This window comes from Haloarcula sp. CBA1131 (assembly GCF_008728975.1).
Taxonomy (GTDB): domain Archaea; phylum Halobacteriota; class Halobacteria; order Halobacteriales; family Haloarculaceae; genus Haloarcula; species Haloarcula hispanica.
This window is the reverse complement of record NZ_RPCY01000001.1, coordinates 1,635,230-1,657,681: the sequence shown is the minus strand read 5'-3', so window position 1 is coordinate 1,657,681 and position 22,452 is coordinate 1,635,230. Positions and strand designations below refer to the sequence as shown.

19 protein-coding genes are annotated in these 22,452 nt (G+C 62.2%); 9 read left to right on the top strand and 10 right to left on the bottom strand.

What is annotated here, in order from left to right; all coding sequences use genetic code 11:
- Positions 1-22 precede the first annotated feature (22 nt).
- On the bottom strand, positions 23-796 hold the full coding sequence (locus Har1131_RS08550) for a DUF6517 family protein (protein WP_014040644.1): 774 nt from the start codon (positions 794-796) through the stop codon (positions 23-25).
- A 126-nt stretch (positions 797-922) separates the two neighbouring features.
- Between Har1131_RS08550 and Har1131_RS08545 the strand changes: the two genes are divergently transcribed.
- The gene (locus tag Har1131_RS08545; protein WP_008313353.1) at positions 923-2,077 is read left to right on the top strand and encodes an acyl-CoA dehydrogenase family protein; all 1,155 of its coding nucleotides are present in this window, start codon (positions 923-925) and stop codon (positions 2,075-2,077) included.
- Positions 2,078-2,797: 720 nt separating this feature from the next.
- Here the strand turns inward: Har1131_RS08545 and Har1131_RS08540 are convergent.
- Positions 2,798-4,126, bottom strand: a complete 1,329-nt coding sequence (locus Har1131_RS08540; RefSeq protein ID WP_008313351.1) for a Cdc6/Cdc18 family protein — start codon at positions 4,124-4,126, stop codon at positions 2,798-2,800.
- A 618-nt stretch (positions 4,127-4,744) separates the two neighbouring features.
- On the opposite strand from Har1131_RS08540, the gene Har1131_RS08535 reads away from it, so the two are divergent.
- The gene (locus Har1131_RS08535; RefSeq protein WP_014040645.1) at positions 4,745-5,542 is read left to right on the top strand and encodes an N-acyl homoserine lactonase family protein; all 798 of its coding nucleotides are present in this window, start codon (positions 4,745-4,747) and stop codon (positions 5,540-5,542) included.
- Positions 5,543-5,560: 18 nt separating this feature from the next.
- Here the strand turns inward: Har1131_RS08535 and Har1131_RS08530 are convergent, their stop codons facing one another.
- Together Har1131_RS08530 and Har1131_RS08525 are read right to left on the bottom strand one after the other, a co-directional pair.
- Complete coding sequence (locus Har1131_RS08530; RefSeq protein WP_014040646.1) at positions 5,561-5,743, bottom strand: hypothetical protein; 183 nt, start codon at positions 5,741-5,743, stop codon at positions 5,561-5,563.
- A 66-nt stretch (positions 5,744-5,809) separates the two neighbouring features.
- On the bottom strand, positions 5,810-6,529 hold the full coding sequence (locus tag Har1131_RS08525; RefSeq protein ID WP_014040647.1) for a DICT sensory domain-containing protein: 720 nt from the start codon (positions 6,527-6,529) through the stop codon (positions 5,810-5,812).
- Positions 6,530-6,796: 267 nt separating this feature from the next.
- On the opposite strand from Har1131_RS08525, the gene Har1131_RS08520 reads away from it, so the two are divergent.
- From Har1131_RS08520 to Har1131_RS08495, 6 genes are all read left to right on the top strand, one after another.
- A complete protein-coding gene (locus Har1131_RS08520) occupies positions 6,797-8,695 on the top strand; it encodes a 2-oxoacid:acceptor oxidoreductase subunit alpha (protein WP_151145922.1) in 1,899 nt (632 codons plus the stop codon).
- A gap of 3 nt (positions 8,696-8,698) precedes the next feature.
- Positions 8,699-9,637: a thiamine pyrophosphate-dependent enzyme gene (locus Har1131_RS08515; protein WP_008313341.1), complete on the top strand. Its 939-nt coding sequence runs from the start codon at positions 8,699-8,701 to the stop codon at positions 9,635-9,637.
- Between the two features lie 85 nt (positions 9,638-9,722).
- Positions 9,723-10,151 (top strand): HTH-type transcriptional regulator LrpA1, encoded by a 429-nt coding sequence (lrpA1, locus tag Har1131_RS08510; RefSeq protein ID WP_004591923.1) that lies wholly within the window; start codon positions 9,723-9,725, stop codon positions 10,149-10,151.
- A 35-nt stretch (positions 10,152-10,186) separates the two neighbouring features.
- Positions 10,187-11,902 carry a DHH family phosphoesterase gene (locus Har1131_RS08505; protein WP_050036698.1) on the top strand — a complete coding sequence of 572 codons (1,716 nt, stop codon included), beginning with the start codon at positions 10,187-10,189 and terminating at the stop codon, positions 11,900-11,902.
- 38 nt (positions 11,903-11,940) lie between these two features.
- A complete protein-coding gene (locus Har1131_RS08500) occupies positions 11,941-12,732 on the top strand; it encodes a CBS domain-containing protein (protein ID WP_044951895.1) in 792 nt (263 codons plus the stop codon).
- A gap of 75 nt (positions 12,733-12,807) precedes the next feature.
- Positions 12,808-14,511: a methylmalonyl-CoA mutase family protein gene (locus Har1131_RS08495; RefSeq protein WP_014040652.1), complete on the top strand. Its 1,704-nt coding sequence runs from the start codon at positions 12,808-12,810 to the stop codon at positions 14,509-14,511.
- A gap of 75 nt (positions 14,512-14,586) precedes the next feature.
- Here Har1131_RS08495 and Har1131_RS08490 read toward each other — a convergent pair whose 3' ends face one another.
- The 5 genes from Har1131_RS08490 to Har1131_RS08470 form a co-directional block, all read right to left on the bottom strand.
- A complete protein-coding gene (locus tag Har1131_RS08490; protein ID WP_050038232.1) occupies positions 14,587-15,963 on the bottom strand; it encodes an HTTM domain-containing protein in 1,377 nt (458 codons plus the stop codon).
- Positions 15,964-16,161: 198 nt separating this feature from the next.
- On the bottom strand, positions 16,162-16,431 hold the full coding sequence (locus tag Har1131_RS08485; protein WP_023843313.1) for a hypothetical protein: 270 nt from the start codon (positions 16,429-16,431) through the stop codon (positions 16,162-16,164).
- Positions 16,432-16,647: 216 nt separating this feature from the next.
- Positions 16,648-18,432: a cytochrome c oxidase subunit I gene (locus tag Har1131_RS08480; protein ID WP_014040655.1), complete on the bottom strand. Its 1,785-nt coding sequence runs from the start codon at positions 18,430-18,432 to the stop codon at positions 16,648-16,650.
- A 169-nt stretch (positions 18,433-18,601) separates the two neighbouring features.
- Positions 18,602-18,853 carry a DUF6684 family protein gene (locus Har1131_RS08475; protein ID WP_008313331.1) on the bottom strand — a complete coding sequence of 84 codons (252 nt, stop codon included), beginning with the start codon at positions 18,851-18,853 and terminating at the stop codon, positions 18,602-18,604.
- 63 nt (positions 18,854-18,916) lie between these two features.
- Positions 18,917-19,312, bottom strand: coding sequence for a hypothetical protein (locus Har1131_RS08470; protein WP_014040656.1), 396 nt, complete (start codon positions 19,310-19,312; stop codon positions 18,917-18,919).
- An 89-nt stretch (positions 19,313-19,401) separates the two neighbouring features.
- On the opposite strand from Har1131_RS08470, the gene Har1131_RS08465 reads away from it, so the two are divergent.
- Positions 19,402-21,969, top strand: coding sequence for a hypothetical protein (locus Har1131_RS08465; RefSeq protein WP_151145919.1), 2,568 nt, complete (start codon positions 19,402-19,404; stop codon positions 21,967-21,969).
- Positions 21,970-21,978: 9 nt separating this feature from the next.
- Here the strand turns inward: Har1131_RS08465 and Har1131_RS08460 are convergent, their stop codons facing one another.
- Entirely contained in the window at positions 21,979-22,284 is a 306-nt protein-coding gene (locus Har1131_RS08460; protein ID WP_004516266.1) for a hypothetical protein, read from the bottom strand.
- Between the last annotated feature and the right edge of the window lie 168 nt (positions 22,285-22,452).

Below are 22,452 nucleotides of genomic sequence, written 5' to 3'. Positions count from 1 at the left end.
CGTTTTCAGCCGCTCAGTAGCGTTACTGGACGCCAGTGACGAGATTCCGGACTTCGGTCCGATAGGTTTCGGGCTGGAGTCCGAGGTCGACATCGACGGTGACCGTGATGCCGTCGCTCAGGTCGTTTTCAACGACCTGTTCGAAGTTCTGTGCCGGGTACGCGCCCCCGGAAATGATGACGAAGTCGCCGTGGTGCCAGACGGCGAACATCGCCGAGATGTCGATGTCGCTGGCCGGTATCTCGACGGCCTCGTTCTCGGTCACGTCGAACGAAATTCCCTCGAAGGGGTACACGGCGGACAGTTCGACCGTCTCGGCTGTCTCGCCGGTGTCGATATCGATTGTTCCCTCGCCGGTTTTCTCGATATCGGTCAACCCCTGGGCTTCCATCTGCTGTTCGAAGCTGTCGCGGGCGTTCGTTCTGACTTCTGCCAGCAGTTCCTTGCGGCCCACGCCAGCCGGGAGATTGTCAAGATTCGGGCTGAAGTCGACGCGGGTGGCGAAAAACACGGAGAGCGCAGTCTGGACCTGATCGAGGGTACGACTGGCGACGCGTTCCTGTAGCTGTTCGTCGACGTACTGGACCGTACTTGAGACGGCCTCGACCGAAACCGGGCCGTAGCTCCGGTCGAACACTGTTTCCGAGGACTGGTCCGTTCGCGTCCAGCCGCCGTCTTCGAGGCGCTGTTTCGGAACGTCCGGTGGCGGTGCCTCGGCCGCGGCCAGAAACGAACACCCCGCAAGCCCGGCGGTTCCGAGGGTGGCTCCGGCAAGCAGGTAGTCTCGACGGTTCATGCCCGAGGAAGGCTACAGCCATGGAAAAGCGTGCTGGCCGATTATCAGGAGTTTCCGGGAAACAACTATGGCGGTGTTTTGCAGAGTTCCACGGAGTATATCAGTACACAAACCATGATAATTCCCATGGATCTGCTATCCGAGAAACTCGTTCCGGAGCACGCACGCGAGGTCAAGGAAGAGGCTCGGGAGTTCGCTGCGGAGCACATCGAACCAGTCGCCGGTGAGTACTACGCGTCCGGGGAGTATCCCTGGGATGTGCTTGAAGCAGCCAGGGAGGCCGGCCTCGTCGCACAGGATATCGGCGAGGAGTGGGGCGGGAGCGGCTACGACCTCCAGCAGATGCTTGCGATGGCGGAGGAGTTGTACAAGGCCGACGCAGGGATTGCGCTGACGATCCAGCTCGCCAGCTTCGGGGCAGAGATCGTCGAGGATCACGGCGCAGACTGGCAGAAAGAGGAGTTCCTCGAGCCCGTCGCCACCGGCGACCAGCTTACCGGCCTCGCCGTCTCCGAGCCAGAGACGGGGAGCGACCTCGCCGGGATGACGACAGCCGCCGAGAAGGACGGCGACGAGTGGGTGCTCAACGGCGAAAAGTACTGGATCGGCAACGGCGTCGAGGCCGACTGGGTGACGCTGTACGCCAAGACCGGTGACGACCCGAACGACCGCTACGGGAACTACTCGATGTTTATCGTCCCGACGGACGCCGACGGCTACCACGCCGAACACATCCCCGAGAAGATGGGCTTCCGGGCGTCCAAGCAGGCTCACATCGTGCTCGACGACTGCCGGATTCCGGAGGAGAACCTGATCGGCGTCGAAGGAGCCGGCTTCTACATGCTCGCCGAGTTCTTCAATCACGGCCGCGTCGTCGTCGGCGGACACGGCATCGGTCTCGCCGCCGCGGCCATCGAGGAGGCCTGGGAGTTCGTCCACGACCGCGAGGCCTTCGGCAAGACCGTCGACGAGTTCCAGGCGGTCCAGCACAAACTGGCCGATATGCAACTCGGTCTCCAGTCCGCCCGAACGCTCACCTGGCACGCGGCCGAACGCGTCGCTAACCAGGAGAACGCCGGTTACTGGGCCGCATTGGCAAAGACTAACGCGACCGAAGCCGCTATGGACTGTGCGGAGAAAGGAATGCAACTACACGGGGGCCGGTCGGTGCTGACGGAGAACCGCATCTCTCGCGTTTACCGCGACGTGCGCATTCCGGTCATCTACGAAGGGGCCAACGACATCCAGCGGAACCTCATCTACAAGCAAGCCCCGATGTAACGGAGAGGGCTCAGTCGATCACTGTCGATTGGTTGATTGCGTCGCAAACGACGTATTTTTCGCTGGAACACCACCCTACGAGTGTTCTGACAGCCCTATACAAACGATCCGACACCACCCTACAAGTGTTCTATCACCACCCTGCAAGTGTTTCCAGTACGACTACAACTGGACCAGAACAGTGGACAGGTGTTCACACCCCACCCTGCAAGTGTTCGCACGGGGGTATGCGTCGTGCGGGGGTGCGCGAGCGTCTGAGATTCCCGAAAACACCACCCTGCAAGTGTTTTTGAGACGTTGTTCGGAGTTCCGATGCGCCACTCTAACACCACCGTGCAAGTGTTTCCCGCACTGGGAGAGACAGACGAGAGCCCACGGGAACACCACCCTGCAAGTGTTCAGGAAAGCCCGTTTTGAGCGGTTTTCCCGGCGAATCGGTGTTGACACCACCCTGCAAGTGTTTTCGAAACGGAATACCGGGAGGCTGTGGTGGAAACGGACGGACACACCGGTCTGCAAGTGTTCTACACACTGCAGTGGAGGGTAACTGCCACATAATCGCTCGGTAGCACTCCGGGTTCACGGTCTACTGTTGGCACACACACCACCCTGCAACTGTTCTGGACTGTACAATAGAGGGACTGCCACTGAACACACACACACCACCGTGCAAGTGTTCTGCCATGTGAGTCGGTGGGGGGAGGGGAGCAAATACGCTGGCTACGTGAACTGCCAGAGGTTCTGTTGCTCGTCGTCGGTCGTGTCCGGTGCCTCGAACTCGGTGGCCTCGTCTTCCAGATAGTGTTCGAGTATCCCGTTGACGTTGCTCGGCACGGCATCGCTGTAGGACGACTGGAGCGCGGCGTTGATGATATCGGTCGCGTCGTCGGTGACCTCGTAGATGTACTTGCGCCCACCCTTGCGACCGAGGTTGCGTTCGGCCGAGCGGACTAGCCCTTGCATGGAAAGCTGGTCGAGGAACTCGTAGATCTTGCGTTCGGATTTCACGCGGCGGCCACTCGACTCCGCAATCGAGGAGTAGAGGTTGTAAATCCGCTTTGTCGACGCCTCGTGTTTCGGTTCGATGAGCGCAAGCGTCGTCGCGAGGTACGTCAGCGCCTGCTGTGAACTCAGGTCGTGCTCGAAGTAATCCAGCAGTTCGTCGGTTTCGATAGTGTCTGTCGCCCGTCGCGTATGTGCTTCTGTCACACCGTCCGCGCCCTCCATCCGCGCGTACTCTCCGGCCTTTTCGAGGATTCGGAGTCCCTGCCGAACGTCGCCCCGTTCCTGCGCCGAGAAGGCCGCCGCCAGCGGGACGACATCTTCGCCGAGCACGTCCTCTCGGAACGCAATGTCGGCGTAGTAGCCGAGAATGTCTCGGAGTTCCGTTGCGTCGTACGGACCGAACTTGATCTCTCGCTCCCCGAGCGTCGATTTCACTTTGGGTTCCAGCACGTCGACGAACTTGAGGTCGTTCGAAATCCCGATGAGTCCGACCTTCGCATCGGTGATCGGCGTGTTCTCGTTCGCTTCGGCCCGCGGCAGTTCATACAGGAAGTCGTTCCGCGCGTCCGCTGGAATGTTGTCGATCTCGTCCAGGATGATGAGGACGTTCCCACCCACGGCTTCGATCTCCTCGTAGAGGAACTCGAAGACGCTGTCAGTGCTGTAGCCGCTCTCGGGGAGTTGGTTCTCCGGATCTCGGAACTCGTTGACGAGTGTGTTGACCAGCGCGTACGCCGACCGGTAGTTCCGGCAGTTTATCGGACCGACAACGGTGAGTGGGATGTCCTCGGCCTCGGCCTTCTCTTCGAGTTTGTCCCGTACCCACTTCGTAACGGCAGTCTTTCCGACCCCCGTTGGGCCGTAGACGAAGACGTTGTTGGGGTCGTGGCCGACGATGACGTCCTGAAGCGCGTTGATGTAGAACTCGATCTCCTCGTCGCGGTGAAAGATCGTATCCGGCGTGAACGTGTCTTTTTTCAGCGGTTGCTTTCGTTCGAAGATCGCGTCAGTCCCATCGAACGGGTTCTCGTTCACGTCGACCATCGTACGCCACCTTTTGAGTGACTCTATATAAAACCAGTGACCACCGTACAAGTGTTTCAAGTGTTTTCACGCCGAACAGTCACACACCACCCTGCAAGTGTTTCTTCGATCCCTCTGGAAAACAGCCACGAACAGTCTGCTGCACCGACCCTTCATCTAGAACACTTGAGTCCTGCGATTCTCGACTGTCTCGTTCTGGACCGTATCTAGAACTAGTAGCACTATTATATATTTTATGGTAAAGGCAATAAAATCATATTCACCATCGAACGTCCACCTCCATAGAATTCAAGCTACAAGTGCTTCAGAGCACTCATATCTGCATATACGAATAGTCTTCTGATCATGTACTCTCAGTAGAATCGAACAATCTGCCATTTCTTTAAGTATGCAGAGGGAGCCTCCCCCTCCCCACCCCCACCCCTGGAAACACCGAGAACACTTGCAGGGTGGTGTGTGTGGGTCCCGCTTTTCCACCGACATTTCGGTATAAAAGTACTCAGCGTCGATACGGCATGAAACCCCTGCCATAGCGAACGGTTGGTCATATAGCGAGCTAGCCCGTCACCCGCGGCGCACGGCACCGCTCTTTACTTTCTGACAGCCCGTAGACACCGTATGGACGACCTTACAGTGACGTTCGTCGACCGGGGCCGCGTACAGGCTGATCGAAACTTCGTCGTCGACGGCCACAGCGTCGCGACGGCCTCGGACCGCGACCCGGAACACGAGTACGAAACGTACGTCGTGTGGAACCTCATCGTAGAGACGCCCGAGATGACTATCCTCTGGGACACTGGCTCGCATCCGGAGGCCGGCGACGGGTACTGGCCGACGCCGCTGTATGAGGCGTTCGCACACGTTGACGCCGAGGAGCACGCCCTGCCGGCGGATCTCGAAGATGCGGGCTACAGCATCGACGACATCGATGCCGTCGTGATGAGCCACCTGCATTTGGACCACGCTGGCGGCTTGCACAACTTCGCGGGAACAGACGTCCCGATCTACGTCCACCGGGAAGAACTCCCGTACGCGTACTACAGCGCCAATACGGACGACGGCTCTATCGCCTACCTCGCCAGCGACTTCGACCGGGACCTGAACTGGGAGATCGTCCACGGCGACAGCTATCATCTCACCGATGGGGTCGAACTGTTGCACCTTCCCGGCCACACGCCCGGGCTCATGGGCGCGTTCATCGACCGGCCGGGCCAGTCGCTCCTCGTCGTCGGCGACGAAGCGTACGTCGAAGCGAACTACGCGGGCCAGCCGATGGCGACGAGCCTCCTCTGGAACAACGGCTCATGGAAGGAGAGCCTAGAGCGGTGCCGCGACCGACAGCGGGCGACGGGGGCTGAAGTGCTGCTCGGCCACGACCTCGCGGTGTTCGAAGACGTGTCCGGGGCTGCGGACTGATTCGATATCAGCGTGAGATTAGTCCGACATAACGACAAGTGTCCGGCGCTCACCGTCGTCAGTCGCCACGACCCATCGGTCTTCGTGGCGCTCGATGACCGCCCACACGCCGAAAAACAGGTGCAACTCCAGTTCGAGACTGTTGACGCGCTCTCCGGTCTCCTCGATGCGGAACTCTCTAGACTCGGTCACGGTCGGCATCTCAAGAGCGAATGTCGGCCGACGGCGAGCCGTGGTAATGACCGCGCTGGCCGGTTCGAACGCGGCTCACTGTTCGAGGAAGCCGTACGTCTCCTCCAGATAGTCGATGATCCAGTCGACCGTCGACTCGTCGTAGGTCCAGAAGCCGTAGAACTCGCGTGGCTCGCGCTCCTCGGCCAGCAAGGCGCACTTCTGGGTCGGGTCACCGCCGCCGTCGAACACGACGAACCACGAGTCGGCGATCTCGTCCGACCGTTCCAGATGCAGCGAGAACGTGCTGTACTCGGGTGGCTCGACGTCAGGGACGGCATAGGCGTGAACGTCCACGTCGGTCTCACCCAGCCGTTCGTAGAGGTCGAGTTCGCCCTGAAGCGTAGACAGTGTCTGGAAGCCGGCGTGCAGCGTTCCCTGTCCCACACGCCACGCGCGGTCCTCGATCTCGCGGGACGCGGCCGTCATCCGCTGGATAGACCACGAGGTGAACATCGTCTCGTCGAGGTGGTCGAGAATCGACGCGTACGGGCTGTCGTCCCGCGTGATGTACTGACGGCCTTCGTCAAGCGAGTCGGTAAACGAATTGAGACTCGCGGCCGCGATGACCGCTTCGTCCTCGCTGAGAGTGATAAACTCGCCCGGGCGTCCGCTCTCAGTCTGCTCGGTCTGAACGTGGACGTTGCGGTCCGCGAAGCGCTCGCGCAGGTCTTCAGCCGCTGTCGGCCCGGCGTTGAAGACAGTCAGCGTCTTCTGATGGTCCTCGACGCCAGCGATGAGTTCCGTTAACGACATCCTCGACTATACATCGGTAGTCACTGTGTTAGTCGTTGCGGGAGGAAGTTGCATGGCTTACTATTGCTGGCTGACACCTGTCTCCCAGACGGATATCTCGCCCCTGTGAACGTGTCCCAACAGCGACGGACTTCAATTTCGAAAACGGCAATCTGAGGTACCTGAGCCGAAAGATAACGATTAATGAGTGGTGATGTAGTGGAAAATCTTTAGTCATGGCCCCCAACGGGATGATACGGCACCAGAGCTGGGGCCGAGGATTTCACCATGACAGACAACGAACTAATCTGGCGAATCGCCGGTGGTTCCGGTGACGGAATCGACTCGACAAGCCAGAACTTCGCGAAGGCCTTGATGTGGTCGGGGCTGAACGTGTTCACACACCGCCATTACCCGTCGCGTATCCGCGGCGGCCACACGTACGTGGAAGTACGTGCGAAAGACGAGCCAGTACAGTCCCGCGGGGACGGCTACAACTTCCTGCTGGCCCTGGGTGACTCCTTCGCCCGGAACCCGCAGGAAGAGGCCTACTACGGCAAAGAGGAGCTGAAACCGCTGTACGAGAACTTCGACGACCTCCGCGAGGGCGGCGTCCTCCTCTACGACGAGGGGCTGCTCGACGAGGAAGACGTCGACGAGATCGGTCTCGAAGAGGCCGCCGAGGAGAACAACTGGCACGTCGTCCCGATGGACCTCCGCGGCATCGCCAAGGAGCACGGCCGCGAGATCATGCGGAACACGGCCGGTATCGGCGCGACCGCGGCCATTCTCGACATCAGCACCGACGAGTTCGAGAAGCTCATCAAACAGAACATGAGTGGCGACATGCAGGAGGCGAACCTCAACGTCCTGCACGACGCCTACGAAGCCGCAAGCGAACTCGATATCGATCACGACATCGAGGTCCCCGAGGGCTCCCACGACGAGGAGCAGGTCATCCTCTCGGGCTCGAACGCCATCTCCTACGGCGCAATCGACGAGGGCTGTCGCTTCATCTCGGGCTACCCCATGACTCCGTGGACCGACGTGTTCACGATCATGTCACAGCACCTGCCCTCGTTCGGTGGGATCTCCGAACAGGTCGAAGACGAGATCGCGGCCGCCGCGCTGGCCCTCGGTGCGTCTCACGCCGGCGTGAAAGCCATGTCCGGGTCATCCGGCGGTGGCTTCGCGCTGATGTCCGAACCGCTCGGACTGGCGGAGATGACCGAGACGCCTATCGTGCTCGTCGAAGCGATGCGGGCCGGCCCCTCGACGGGGATGCCGACCAAGCCCGAGCAGGCGGACCTCGAACACGTCCTGTACACGTCACAGGGCGACTCCGCCCGCGTCGTGTTCGCGCCGGCGAACATCCGCGAGTGCTACACGCAGACCCGCTCGGCGTTCCGCATCGCCTACGAGTACCAGATCCCGGCTATCGTCATCTACGACCAGAAGATCCAGGGCGAACTCCGGAACCTCCCGGCCAGCCACTTCGACGAGGAACCGAACGCCGATCCCGGCTCGGTCCTCACCGAAGAGGAGATTCAGGACGCCGCACACCACTCCTCCGGGAAGTTCCAGCGCTTCCTCCACGAACCCGAGGACGGCTCGAACGTCAGCCCGCGCTCCGTGCCGGGCCAGAAGGACGGCCGCTTCCTCGCGACGGGCAACGAGCACAACCCATCGGGCCACATCAGCGAGGACCCCGAGAACCGCATCGCCCAGATGAACCGTCGGCTCAACAAGCTCGACGACATCCGTGCTGATCTGGACGAGAACACGTCCCACCAGACCTACCACGGACCCGACGAGGCCGACTACGGCATCCTCGTGTGGGGCAGCCAGCAGGGGACCGTCTTCGAGGCCGTCGACCGCCTCAACGAGAACGGTCACTCCGTGAAGGCACTGGGCGTCTCCGACATGGCCCCGTACCCGGAAGACGAGGTCTCCGAGTGGCTCGAATCAGTCGACGAGGCGCTCGTCGTCGAGATGAACGCCACGGCCCAGTTCCGCGGCCTGACACAGAAGGAACTCGGCAAGTACGGCGACAAGATGTCGAGCCTCCTGAAGTACAACGGCAACCCCTTCGAGCCCGCCGAGATCGTCGACGGGTTCGAGTCCAGCATCGACGGCGAGGAACTCGCCGCGAGCAACATGAAGTACGTCCCCGCGGCAGGTGACTAACCAATGAGTGCATTCTCAGCAATCAACGAAGAACGCGAGATCGAGCGCGACGAGTTCACACCCGGCATCGAACCGCAGGCGACCTGGTGTCCGGGCTGTGGCGACTTCGGCGTCCTCAAGGCGCTCAAGCAGGCCATGCCGGAGGTCGGCAAGAACCCCGACGAAGTCGCGCTGTTCACCGGCATCGGCTGTTCGGGGAAGCTCAACAGCTACTTCAACAGCTACGGCTTCCACACCATCCACGGCCGCTCGCTGCCCGTCGCCCGGGCCGCGAAGCTCGCCAACCCCAACCTCGAAGTCATCGCGGCCGGCGGGGACGGCGACGGCTACGGCATCGGCGGGAACCACACCATCCACACGGCCCGTGAGAACCACGACATCACGTACATCGTGTTCAACAACGAGATCTTCGGGCTGACCAAGGGCCAGACGTCGCCGACGTCGCCGAAGGGCCACAAGTCCAAGACACAGCCCCACGGCTCGGCGAAGTCGCCGATCCGACCCCTGTCCCAGCAGCTCAACGCCGGTGCGACCTACATCGCCCGCACCGCGGCTGTCAACCCGAACCAGGCGAAGGAGATCATCGCCGAAGCCATCGAACACGACGGCTTCGCGCACATCGACTTCCTGACCCAGTGTCCGACCTGGAACAAGGACGCGAAACACTACGTCCCGTACACGGACGTCCAGCAGTCCGACGAGTTCGACTTCGACGTCTCGGACCGCGCGGAAGCCGCCGAGATGATGCGAAAGACCGAGGAGCGTCTGTACGAGGGCGAAGTGCTCACCGGTCGGATGTACGTCGAGGACGCGCGCCCCTCCTACGGCGAGGAGAAGCGCCAGATCGGCGAGATGCCCGACGAACCGCTCGCAGAGCGGTACTTCGACGAGGACGCGGAGTGGGAACGGACCTACGACAACCTCCTCGAACACCACAAGTAAGGTCCGCTGCCGGACTGCAGATACCCTCTCGAACGTGGGTTTCTGGTTCGGAAGATATTTTTTCATGCACCGAAAAGATTACTCTATGAGTGCCGAGTCCACGGAGCGTCGAATCCTGTCGGTCCTTGAAGAGGACGCACAGGCCTCGTACGCAGAAATCGCGGAGCGAGCCGACGTATCGAAGCCCACAGTCCGGAAATACATTCAGAAACTCGAAGAGGAGGGCGTCATCGTCGGCTACTCCGCCGATGTCGACCCGAAGAAGCTGGCAGGCCAGTCGATTGCCCTTGTCGGCATCGACATCGCGAGCGACTGCTACGTCGAGGCCACGCGGAACCTCAAGGAGATCCCGGAGATGGAGGAACTGTACACGTCCAGCGGCGACCACATGCTGATGGCGGAGGTCCGAGCGATGGACGGGGACTCGCTGGCGGACGTCATCGAAGACAAGATTCTCGCGCTCGACGGCGTTACCGCCGCGCATCCGTCGTTTCTCCAGGAACGGCTGAAGTAACGGGTTTTTAGACGCTCCAGCGCTGACTGCACGGTATGCTTTCTCGGCTGGTGCTCGGACTCGGGCCGACGGCCGCGGACCTTCTCGACGCGATTAGCGACGACCGCGGCGACCTGGCAGTCGTGACCCAGGACGAGCACCGTGCTGAAACGCTCCGGGCGGACGGTATCAACGTACTCGAAGCCGACCAGACTGATCCATCTGTTCTCGCCGATCTCGACGTTCACCCCGAGAGCGTCATCATCGCCAGCGAGGACCCCGAGCAGAATGCCGACGCGGCGACGGCCGCACGTGACTGCTTTCCCGACGTGTTCCTCCTCGCCTACGCCGGCCGCGGCGCGACGGCAGACCAGCGCGACCGACTCGACAGCGTGGCGGACCGGCTGGTTACGCCGGAGTCTGTCGTTACCGACTACGTCACCCAGTCGGTCGGCGACGAAGGAACGCGGGCCAGACAGCTCCATCAGGTACTGCGGGACATCGACGACCACCTCGCCGTCGTCACGCACGACAACCCCGACCCGGACGCGATTGCCAGCGCTGTCGCCCTCGGGGCGCTCGCTGAACGGGCCGATTGCGAGGTGACGATCTGTTACTACGGAGAGATTTCTCATCAGGAGAACCGGGCGTTCGTCAACCTCCTCGATTTCGACCTCCGGAACTTGGATGCTGACTCCCCGGACGAACTGGACGCGTTCGACGCGTTCGCGCTGGTCGACCACTCCAGAGCCGGTGTCAACGACCAGCTCCCACCGGAGACCCCCATCGACATCGTCATCGACCACCATCCGCCGCGCGTCCCGATCGAAGCCCGATTCGTCGATCTCCGGAGCGGCGTCGGGGCGACGAGTACGTTACTGGTCGACTATCTCCAGCGGTTCAACATCGACATTCCGACCCCAATCGCGACGGGCCTGCTGTTCGGCATCCAGGTCGACACGAAGGACTTCCGCCGGGAGGTCGCCGCCGCGGACTTCGAGGCCGCCGCGCATCTCGTGACGAACGCCGACATGGCGACGCTCCAGCGCATCGAAGACCCGAGCGTGAGCCCGGAGACGCTGTCGGTCATCGGCCGCGCGATCGCGAACCGCGAACAGGAGGGCTCGGTGCTTCTGACCGGCGTTGGCGAGATAACCGACCGTGACGCGCTCGCGCAGGCGGCCGACAGGCTGCTCGACCTCGAAGGCGTGCAGGCGACGATGGTGTACGGCGTCGTCGACGGGACGATCTACGCCTCTGCACGGGCTCGCGGGGCGGACATCGACCTCGGCGAGGCGCTGCGGGACGCCTTCGGACAGATCGGGTCCGCGGGCGGTCACGCCGATATGGCGGGCGCACAGATCGACCTGGGGATGATCACCGTCGACGAGCGCGAGGAGTCGCTGGAGGAGATCGTCCGCTCTATCGTCTCTGACCGGTTTCTCGACGCTATCCAGTCGCGGTCCCACCGGCTGCTCGGGCGCGTCTACGCACGCGCTGACTACGACGTGGCCGCGTTCACGGAGTCGACGGCGCTCAGACGGGACAGCGGAGACACCATCACGACGCCTGGAGACACGCCTGCAGGGTCGAGCGACGACACCGCAACGGACTGGAACAGCGATGTGCTGTTTCTGGAAGACGGCGACGAAGACGGAGGCGACGAGTCAGAACAGGCGGACGACGCGGCTGAGCCGCCGGACGACGAGTCAGAACAGGCGGACGACAGCCCGGAGACGCTCGTCGAACCCGACGACAGCGAGCCGCCGTAGGCGAGCCTTTTTTGCCGTCGGTCGAGAACATCGCGCCGATGGAGGAATCGAGTCGACCGACGGTCGGAGACTACATGACACGCGAGGTTGCCACCGTCGAACTCGACGACACTGTCGGGGAGGTCGCCCGACGGATCGCCGACAACGACCACTTCAGCGGGTTCCCGGTGACGGACGGCCGCCGCGTCGAAGGGTTCGTCAGCGCGCGCGACCTGTTGCTCGCGGAAGACCACGAGCCGATGTTCCGTGTGATGACCGACGACATCCTCGTGGCGCACCCGGACATGGCCGTTCAGGACGCGGCACGCGTCATCCTGCGGTCGGGCATCCAGAAACTTCCGGTCGTCGACGACGCCGGCCACCTCGTCGGCATCATCTCGAACGCCGACGTGATCCGCTCACAGATCGAACGGGCGACCCCGGGCAAGGTGGACAAGCTCGGCCGGACGCTGGAGAACATCCACGGTATCACGACACACGAAGGCCGACGGGAGGTGGAGCTCGACGACCTGACGCCGACACAGACGACGGTGTACGCCGACGAACTCGAAGGCCGGGTGTACGAACTGGAACGCGGGCTGGCGGAACCGCTCGTCGTCATCGACAACGGCGGGGACCTCCTGCTGGCTGACGGCCACCACCGCGTGAAAGCCGCCGCGCGGCTCGATATCGACGAAATGGACGCCTACGTCATCGTTCTCGACGAGACGGTCGAACTGGGGATGGCCGAGACGGCCGCAGACTCCGACCTGGAGTCGATCGACGATATCGAGGTCGTCGACTACGCGCACCATCCGCTCGTGCAGACGACGGAGCGGCTCCAGAATTAGTCCTCGACGGTGTGATTGACGGTAGCGTCCCACTTTGCCCGAACCTTCTTACTAAATCATGACATACACCGGAGTATGTTCGACGAGTCGGACCTCCAGCGCATCCGCGAGCAGAAAGACGAGTGGGAAGCCGAGACACTGGACCCCGTACTGGACGCCTACGGCGAACGCAAAGAGCAGTTCGCGACGGTCTCAAACCTCGACGTAGACCGGCTGTACACGCCGCTCGACGTGGACGACGTCGATTACGAGGAAGACATCGGCTTCCCCGGCGAGGAGCCGTTCACACGCGGTGTCTATCCGACGATGTATCGCGGCCGGCAGTGGACCATGCGGCAGTTCGCGGGCTTTGGGACCGCCGACGAGACCAACGAGCGATTCCACTATCTCATCGACGAGGGCCAGACCGGGCTCTCGACGGCTTTTGACATGCCGACGCTGATGGGGATCGACTCCGACGACGTGATGGCCGACGGCGAAGTCGGCAAGGAGGGCGTCGCCGTCGACACGCTGGCGGACATGGAGCGGTTGTTCGACGGCATCGACCTCGGTGAGGTGTCGACCTCCTTCACGATCAACCCCAGCGCCCCCGTCATCTACGCGATGTACATCGCGCTGGCCGACCAGCAGGGCGTCCCGCGCGAGGAGATCCGCGGAACCCTACAGAACGATATGTTCAAGGAGTTCATCGCACAGAAGGAGTGGGTCATTCCGCCGGAGCCGTCGCTGAAACTCGTCACCGACACCATCGAGTTCGCCAGTCAGGAGACGCCGAAGTTCAAGCCTATATCCGTATCGGGGTATCACATCCGGGAGGCCGGTTCGACAGCCGTACAGGAACTCGCGTTCACGCTCGCGGACGGTTTCGCCTACGTCGAAGACTGTCTGAACCGCGGGCTTGAGGTCGACGAGTTCGCACCACAGCTCTCCTTTTTCTTCAATTCGCACAACTCCATGTTCGAGGAAATCGCGAAGTTCCGTGCGGCCCGGCGCATCTACGCCCGCGTGATGGACGACTGGTACGACGCGGAGGCTGACGCGAGCAAGCAACTGAAGTTCCACACCCAGACCGCCGGGCAGTCACTGACAGCCCAGCAACCGCTGAACAACATCGTCCGCGTGACGATTCAGGCCCTCGCAGGTGTGCTGGGCGGAACCCAGAGCCTACACACCAACAGCTTCGACGAAGCGCTGGCGCTCCCATCGGAGCAGGCCGTTCGCGTCGCCCTCCGGACACAGCAGATCATCGCGGAGGAGTCGGGAGCCGCCGATATCGTCGACCCGATGGGCGGCAGTTTCGCCATCGAGTCGTTGACCGACGAGGTCGAGGAGAAGGCGATGGCCTACATCAACCACATCAGGGACGAACTCGGCGACGGCTCGGTCCGCGACGGCGTCATTCAGGGGATTCAGGACGGCTACTTCCAGCGTGAGATTCAGGACGCCGCCTACGAGTACCAGCAGCGTGTCGAGAGCGAGGAAGAAGTCATGGTCGGGGTTAACAAGTACACCGTCGAGGAAGACACCGAACCCGAGATTCTCACCGTCGACGAGGACGTACAGGAACGCCAGCGGGACAAGCTTGCGACGGCCAAGGCAGAGCGCGATGACGCGGCCGTGGAGGCGGCGCTTGACGAACTGCAGCAAGTGATCACCAACGGTGGGAACGTCATGCCCGTCATCATCGACGCGGTGAAAGCCTACGCGACGATGGGCGAGATCATGGCCGTCTTCGAGGCAGAGTACGGGAGCTATCAGGAAACGGCCAGCGTCGCCTGACTGGACAGAGCGTACGCTCAATCGTCGCTTGAAGAACTGTTTTCGAGGTGCAACCAACTTCCATCATCACCCGCATCAGGCACACTGATACGACCCGAGCCGTTCCTGGTCGACAGATTCGGACCCGTTCAGGTTGGTCGACTCGGTCAGGACAATCAACTCCACGCGTTCCATCGCGTCGTCGTGGCCTTGATTCCACCGGGAACACAGATACGTTGCGAGCGACTGTCGAAGACTGGGTTCGTGACGGGCTGTCCCGAGGAACTTCTTCCAGCGCTGGTTCGGAAACCGGTCTGACACCTCTGGCGGCCGGGAGAGAGTGACCGGCTCCCCGGTAAGCGCGTCGACCCGATTCCCGGACTCCAGGGGTGCCGGGGCCGCGTACCACCACGTTTCCTGTGGCGGGTCTGGCGCGAACATATACCAGCTCCGGTCCTCGATTCTGTCCGGCGTACCTGTCGGTGCGGCGACGAAGCCGACTGCGATAGCGTTGAGAACGACAATGGCGACGATCCCGAGCGCCGCTAGCGAAGCCGTCGTCGTAGGGAACCAGATCTGTGGCGGACCTGTCGCTGCATCCGGCCACCGCGGGCGCAACGCTTCGATAGCGGCGGGCCAGCGGTTCGCGAGCCCGTCCCAAAGCGGCGTCGGGAGAAACAGGACCAGCCCGAGAATCGAGACGAGCGGAAACACACCCAGGCGAAACGAGAACGCCATACAGACGTGTGCGGTGACGAACGCCGCGACCAGTGCCGTCCGATACCATCCGGTCCAGATGAGCAACAACGGGGACCCAACGAGCAAAGCGAGCCAGAGCCAGTTCCCCAGGACCAGCACCGGGTCCCAGCCCGCAACCACGTCACCAAGCCGGACAGTGAGGTGGTCGAGCTGGAACGCGTACTGCACCGCAGTCCCTTGGTGCCAGTACGTACCACGAAGCTTCATGAGGCCGTTCGTCACGTACACGGCAAGCACTTGGAGAAGGATTCCTGCAGTGCCGGCGGTGGCGACCCGTGTCGAGGCGGAGTCCGGCGGCCCATCTTCCCAGGCACAGCCGAGCGGGAGCAGGAGACTCCAGAACAGCAGCCGGCGAAACAGCGTATCGCCGGCGTTGAGGACGACAGGGTTCCGGAGCTGTATCGATACGAGCAGGACGAACGCGACGCCCGCGCTCAGGCGAGGGTGGTAGCCGACCACCAGCGCCAGTCCTGCGAGCGCCGTCAGTCCGAGGGCCACCAGCGGGAGCCAGACGGCCCCCGAGAAAGCGAGCGGCGACACGTCTCCCAGAACCGGATACAGTTCAGCCAGTGTCGAGCGCGGGAGCGCGCCGCTATCGGTGTAGAACGCAACGATGTCCGACCACCGCAGAGTGATGTCGGCGAGGAGACACAGCCCGAGCGCCGCTCTGAACGCTGCGAGCGCACGTCGGTCGATAGCGATCCTGCGGACCAACCACTGACGGAGGGGAAATTCGGGGCGCATCTGTAGGGAGGGCGGCGAGACACCGGCTTGTCGTCAAGCAGGCGACTAGCAGCCGATTTTCTGTCGGCTTAAAATAAACTAACGGAATCAGGCTATCAGAAAGCTGAAGCGTACACAGCGGTACGAGGAACTGGTTCACACGGCCAGATATACTGCAGCAACGGACACTCAGGAACTGGCCGCGTCGTCGATTCGCTCGGAGACGTACACGACGAGGCCAAGCAACACGCCGAGGACGATGCCGATGGTAACGAACCCGTAGATAGCGACGCCGAACGGCGTTGGCGGCAGCGCAATCACACCGAACAGTTCGGGTTCGAGGTCCTCCGGTCGGATACTGCCAAGAACGAATCCCATTACACCCGCGAGAACGACAATAGCAACGTACAGACGAAGGACGATTTGCTGCCCGGACCTGGCCTCGGCTGGCTCGCTCATGTGTGAACAACGGCTCGAAGACGATTAGCCTTTTTCACTTCCACGCCGTAGCTATCCTATGTCACAGAAGGAACTGTTGTTTCTCGTCCTGACCGGAATCGCGCTCATGATGTTCGTGACGGCCATGGTACTCGTCTCCGGCGCGAGCTAACAGGCACTGTCAGTTCGGGCGTGGCTGCGAACGACAAAAAGTAGACGAAAACAGAATTCGGCCGCTTACGAGTCGTCTTGTTCTTCCTGGCCGCCGTCAGCGAGCAGCGACGGGTCCTTCTCCGGTGCTTCGGCTTCGAGTTGCTCGTCGAACCACTGGAACTCACGGTCTAGCATGCCGTCGCGTTCGAGGTTCCACGGGTCGCCGTCCTCGACTTTCGGGCCTTCGAGCCAGGACTGGACGATGTTCCAGACGAAGAACAGCTGGCCGATGAACAGGATGAGTGCGCCCACCGTCGCCGCCTGGTGGAAGGTGCTGACCTGCGTCAGCGGCGCGATAGCGCCATCAAACTGGTAGGTGGCGTACCGGCGCGGCATCCCCAGATAGCCGAGCGCGAGCATCGCGAAGAACGTGATGTTGGTCCCGACCATCGAGAACCAGAAGTGCGCCTTCCCGAGCGTGCGCTGGTACATCCGCCCGGTGAATATCGGGAACCAGTAGTAGATGCCGGCGAAGGCCGCGAAGCCGATGGCACCCATCACGATGTAGTGGAAGTGCCCGACGACGTAGTAGGTGTCGTGCAGAATCAGGTCGACGGGAATGGAGGCGAGGAACACGCCAGTCACACCGCCGATGATGAAGTTCGAGACGAAGCCGATACAGAACAGCATCGGCGTCGTCAGGCGCAGGCGGCCGTTCCACATCGTCGTGATCCAGTTGAACGTCTTGACTGCGCTCGGTATCGCGATAGCCAACGAGACAGCCATGAATGAGGCCCGGAGCCGCGGGTCCATACCCGTCGAGAACATGTGGTGGGCCCAGACGCCAAAGGAGAGGACCCCGATGGCGAGCGTCGAGTAGACGACGAACTTGAAGCCGAACAGTTTTCGGCCGGAGAACTTCGGCAGGATGAGGCTGACCAGTCCCATCGGCGGCAGGACGAGGATGTACACCTCGGGGTGGCCGAAGAACCAGAACAGGTGCTGCCACAGCAGCGGGCCGCCACCCTCGACGGCGAAGAACGTCGTCGAGAGGTTCCGGTCCAGGAGGAGCATGACGATGGCGCTCCCCAGCAGCGGGAACGCGAACAGGATGAGCGCGGACTGGGTGAGGATCGTCCACGAGAAGATGTCGAGGTTCGCCCAGTTGACCTCCTCGTTGCGCTCCGTGAAGATGGTCGCGATGAAGTTGATCGCCCCCATCGTCGCTGCAACGCCCGAGAGGTGCAGTCCCAGCAGCATCAGGTCGACGCCGGGGTTCGCCTGCTCGACCGACAGCGGCGTGTACATCGTCCAAGCCGTACGAGCCGGCTCGATCATGTTCTCGGTTACCGGCGCGAGGAAGAATCCGGCCCAGATAAGCAGGGCCGCCGGCGGAAGCAGCCAGAACGCGATGGCGTTGATACGCGGGAACGCCATGTCGTCAGCCCCGATGAGCAGGGGGATGAAGTAGTTCGCGAACGCCGCGATGATGGGCGTCCCGAACAGGAACAGCATCGTGATGCCGTGACTCGTCAGGATGGAGTTGTAGGCGTTGTTGCCGAGGATGGCCCCGGCGGGCGTGACGAGCTGGAGGCGGATGAGCATCGCCATGATGCCGCCCACGGCGAATGCGATGACCGCGTACACCCCGTACAACAGACCGATGTCTTTGTGGTCGACGGTTGTTAGCCAGCGAATGATACCTGCGGGTTTCTCACGGTTGATGACCGCTGCCTCGTCACCCGTGACGGCCCCGCCACCCGCGAGCGGCGTATACGAACGCCAGTTCTCGACACGGGTGAGAAGCGCGGCGACGCCGACGAGGAGGACGGCCATCAGCCCCGTCAGCACAATATCTCCTGCTACCATAGTCGTCCTTCAGGACTGGGACATTATCAAAGGGTCGATTCCTGCAGCAACGATCATAAAACACGGCTTCCATCCGGCGGTGAAACCGCAGAAAGGAGGGACCACCTCGCACTGTCATCCGGTGGCGACCGCGGTCGGCCTTCGAAACGGTTTGTCTGGAACTGTCAGATCAGTCTTCGTGGCCGAGTTCGCCGCTCTCCTTCTCAGCGTTCTCGACGGCCTTCCCCGCGTAGTAGGTCAGGACAGCGAGCAGCAGGAACATCGAGATGATCAGTGCGAACTGCATTCCGGAGAAGACGGGATCCGTTCCGAATGCCGGGAACGCGGCGAACGCGACGATGAAGAAGAGGAGGATCCCGAGCGGGATAACGTTCACAGTGAGGTCGAGCAGGGTGTCTTTTTCGAACCCGAACAGTGCCATGCCTGTCCGTTAGAACAGGTCGGTAAATAGAGTGTTGGTTTCCGAACCGGGCGGGTACCCGTCTCAGGCCGCGGTCTGTTCCATTATCGAGGCGACGCCACCCATCGCGATCATCACGGTGCCCGCCGCGGCGACGGCCACCAGCCGAGTGAGGAGTGGCCCGGTCCCGACGTTCGAGAGCGCGATATCGGCGACCGGGACCTGCCAGAGCGCAAACGCGGCGGCGAGGACGATAAGAACCACTCCCACGCCCAGCAGGGTCGGCCACGGCCGTTCCACGTACCCGGACTCCGTGAGGATACCGGCGATACTGCCGCCGAACAGTATCAGTCCGAAGACGGCTACCGGAAAGAGTCCGACGAACACGCCGATCTCTGACAGTGCTAATCCCAGTGCGACGAACAGCGGCCACGGGCTCGCAGTCGGATACTGGTCGCTTAGTCCCGGCTCCTCTGCCATACACGCACTTACACTCGAATCGACATATGTCCATCGGACCGCGCCCGTGGGCACAAACTATTTGTCTGCCATCCGGCTTGGTGGGAGTAATGAGTACACGCACGGTCGAACGGGTCGACGGCTGGGAGTCGGTTCCGTTCGACGGCGGGTTCGCGGGCCTGCAAGACCTCGCCGGGCAGGAGTTCTCCGGCGCGGTCATCACGGGTCCGACGCGCCTGTTCATGTTGAACGGGACCGTCGTCGGCGTCCTCGACGGCACTATCGAGGACTTCGAGGACGCGTCGGGAACAGCCAAGCGATCACCCCACGAGGCCTTGCCCCTGCTTGCAGTGATGCAGGAGCGGGCCGACGAGGTGAAAGCGCAATACTACACCGAAGACACCGCGCTTGCAGACGTCGATCAGACCCTGTCGAGCGGCAACTTTACGGGCTTTATCGAACTTTCAGAAAACGTCCTCTCGGGGGACTACTACACTGTCTACCACCAGGGCCGCTCGATGAGCGTGGCGTGGGTCGGGAACTCAGACAATCTCATCACCGACGACGAGGCGTTCGAGACGGCCAACGACGAGGTCGGCATCTACGAGGTCATGCCGGTCGACATCGAGCCGATCGAGATTCCGGAACCGCCGGAATCCGCGGCGGACGAGCAGTCAGCGGACCCGGCGGCCGCCGGCGTCGATCCGCTCGACGCTGGCGACGAGACGGCTGTCGCCGACGTACCCACCGACGAGGGTGCGGTGGATAGCACGCCGACAGAGACGGCAGCACCGGACGAACCGACACCACAGGACGACGCCAGCGATGAACTGGCGGACCCATCCCCGGACCCCGTCGGAGATACCGAAGCCGGTGGAACCGACGAGGCTGAACAGGCCCAGACCGCAGCAGAGTCGACACCGGACCGCGGCCCTGCAAGCAGCGGCCCGCCGGGGTCGAAAGCCGCCGGCGCGACTCCGGGCCGGTCCCGCCGCAGTTCCGAGTCGGACGAGCAATCGAGCGTGGACGAGAAGCCGAATGCGGACAGCCGGTCAGACAGCGGAGCGACCGACCGGGCGGCGACAGATACTGACACCGCGACACGGACGGAACCGAACAACGACGCCGCGACACGGACGGAACCCGACAACGACGCCGTCGAACGGGAGACCAGAGTGCGTGAGACTGCCGGGGAGACCGAACCGAATCGCCCGGCGACGGACCCGTCACAAACGCAGGAATCCCAGCAGGCGAGTGCTCGGAACGCCCCGGCACAGAGCGACCAGACGGCTTCGACGGACCGTCGCGCCGAACCGACCGACGCGAAACCGAACCAGAGCACCGAGTCACGGCCGTCCCAGGCACAGTCCGGGACTGGAGCGGCAACGCCGACGCCGGACGCCGGTTCTGGCGGGTCAACGACGGACCTGGAGACGCGCTCGGTCCCGTCGCTGGACCCGAACAAGTCCGGTGGTGCTCGTGAAAGCATGACAACCAGCGTATCCCCCACCCAGACGCCACCGACAGGTGGGCAACAGGCCTCGACGCCGCGACGTGACCAGCCAGCACAGGACGACTCGGCACCGTCGACCGAATCCAGTGTGCGGGGACCAGCACCGGCACAGGAGAGCCGTAGCACACCTACGAAAGACCCACAGCCGGCCGAGACGCCCAAGACCCAGCCTTCGCCAGAGGACCAGCGACAGTCGCCTGCCGACGAAGAGCCGACACCGCGCGAGCAGGAGCGCGTCGCGGAACTGGAGTCCGAACTGGAACAGCGGGCCGAGACGGTGTCGGAACTCGAATCCGAACTCACAGATCTGGAAGCCACGAACCAGGAACTCCGGGACGAGCGCGACCGCCTGGAGTCGGAGCTAGCCGACGCACGGGCCGAGATCGACCGGCTGGAGGAGCAACTCGACGAGCAGAACGACACCGCTGCGGGTGGCACCCGGCTCAGCGTCGGCGAGGCGATAAACGGGACGAACCTCTTCGTCAGGTACGACTCGAAGGGCAAAGCGACGCTGGAGGAAGCCAAGGACGGCGAGGCGAGTCGCGAGGAAGTCGAGGCGAACCTCAGGCTGGAGTACCACACGCAGTTCGAGGCCGAGGGCGCCACGGTCAACGGGACGCCCTTCGAGGAGTTCCTCGAAGACAGCATCCAGTACCGCTTCGTCAACTGGCTCATCCGGAACCTCCTCTACGAGATTCGGGACACCGGCCACGCGGGAGCGATGAAGGACCTCTACGAGGGCCTTCCGGCTATCGACCGCGCCGAACTGAACGGCAACGTCACGGTGACCTACACGGAGGACGGCCAGGAGAACCGCTCGCAGGAGCGGTTCGACGTCGTCGTCCGCGACCGGATGGGGAACCCGCTGGTCGTCGCCAACATCAACGACTCGCGCGAACCGGCCTCCGAGGGCCAGATGTCGGACCTCATCCGGAACGCCGAGCGGGTCGGCAACGCCTCCGGATCGCTTGCGTCGGCGTTTCTCGTCACGAGCAGCTTCTTCGAGCCGGGGGCGCTCGAAACCGCCGAAGAAGCCACTTCCAGTGGGCTGTTCAACCGCGATAAGCGGAAGAGCTTCGTGAACCTCTCGCGCAAGGAGGGCTTTCACCTCTGTCTGTTAGAAGCGAGAAACCAGGAGTTCCACCTGGCGGTCCCGGAACTCTGAGAAAGAAGCTTAGCCTTCGATTTCGGCCGCGTCTTCGATCTTCATACCTTCGAGCTTGTCGATGATTTCGTCGACCTTCTCGTCTAAGTCGTCGACGAACTCACCGGTCTGTTCGGTCGTGATCGCACCCTGGCTGGAGGGCTCGATGAGGTTCTCCTCTTCGAGAACGCGCAGGGAGTACCGCACCTTGTGGTGCGGGTAGCCGGTTTCGTTGGACATCTTCACGATACCGATAGGCTCGTTCTCGATAACCATGCGAAGCACCTGCAAGTGGCGCTCCAGCATGTCAACTTCCTTTTCAAGCCTGTCTATCATGGCAATTGTTAACTTGTGTTTGCGGTATTTAAAGGTTCTCCCTCGGATAATCGCTACAACGTTGATACGTTCGAACAGGGGTGTCTTAAAACCGTCGTAACGGTTCACATGGGTACTGCTCACGAGCGTGAGTTCCGGACCGTAATCTGTTTATCACGGTGGATGGAA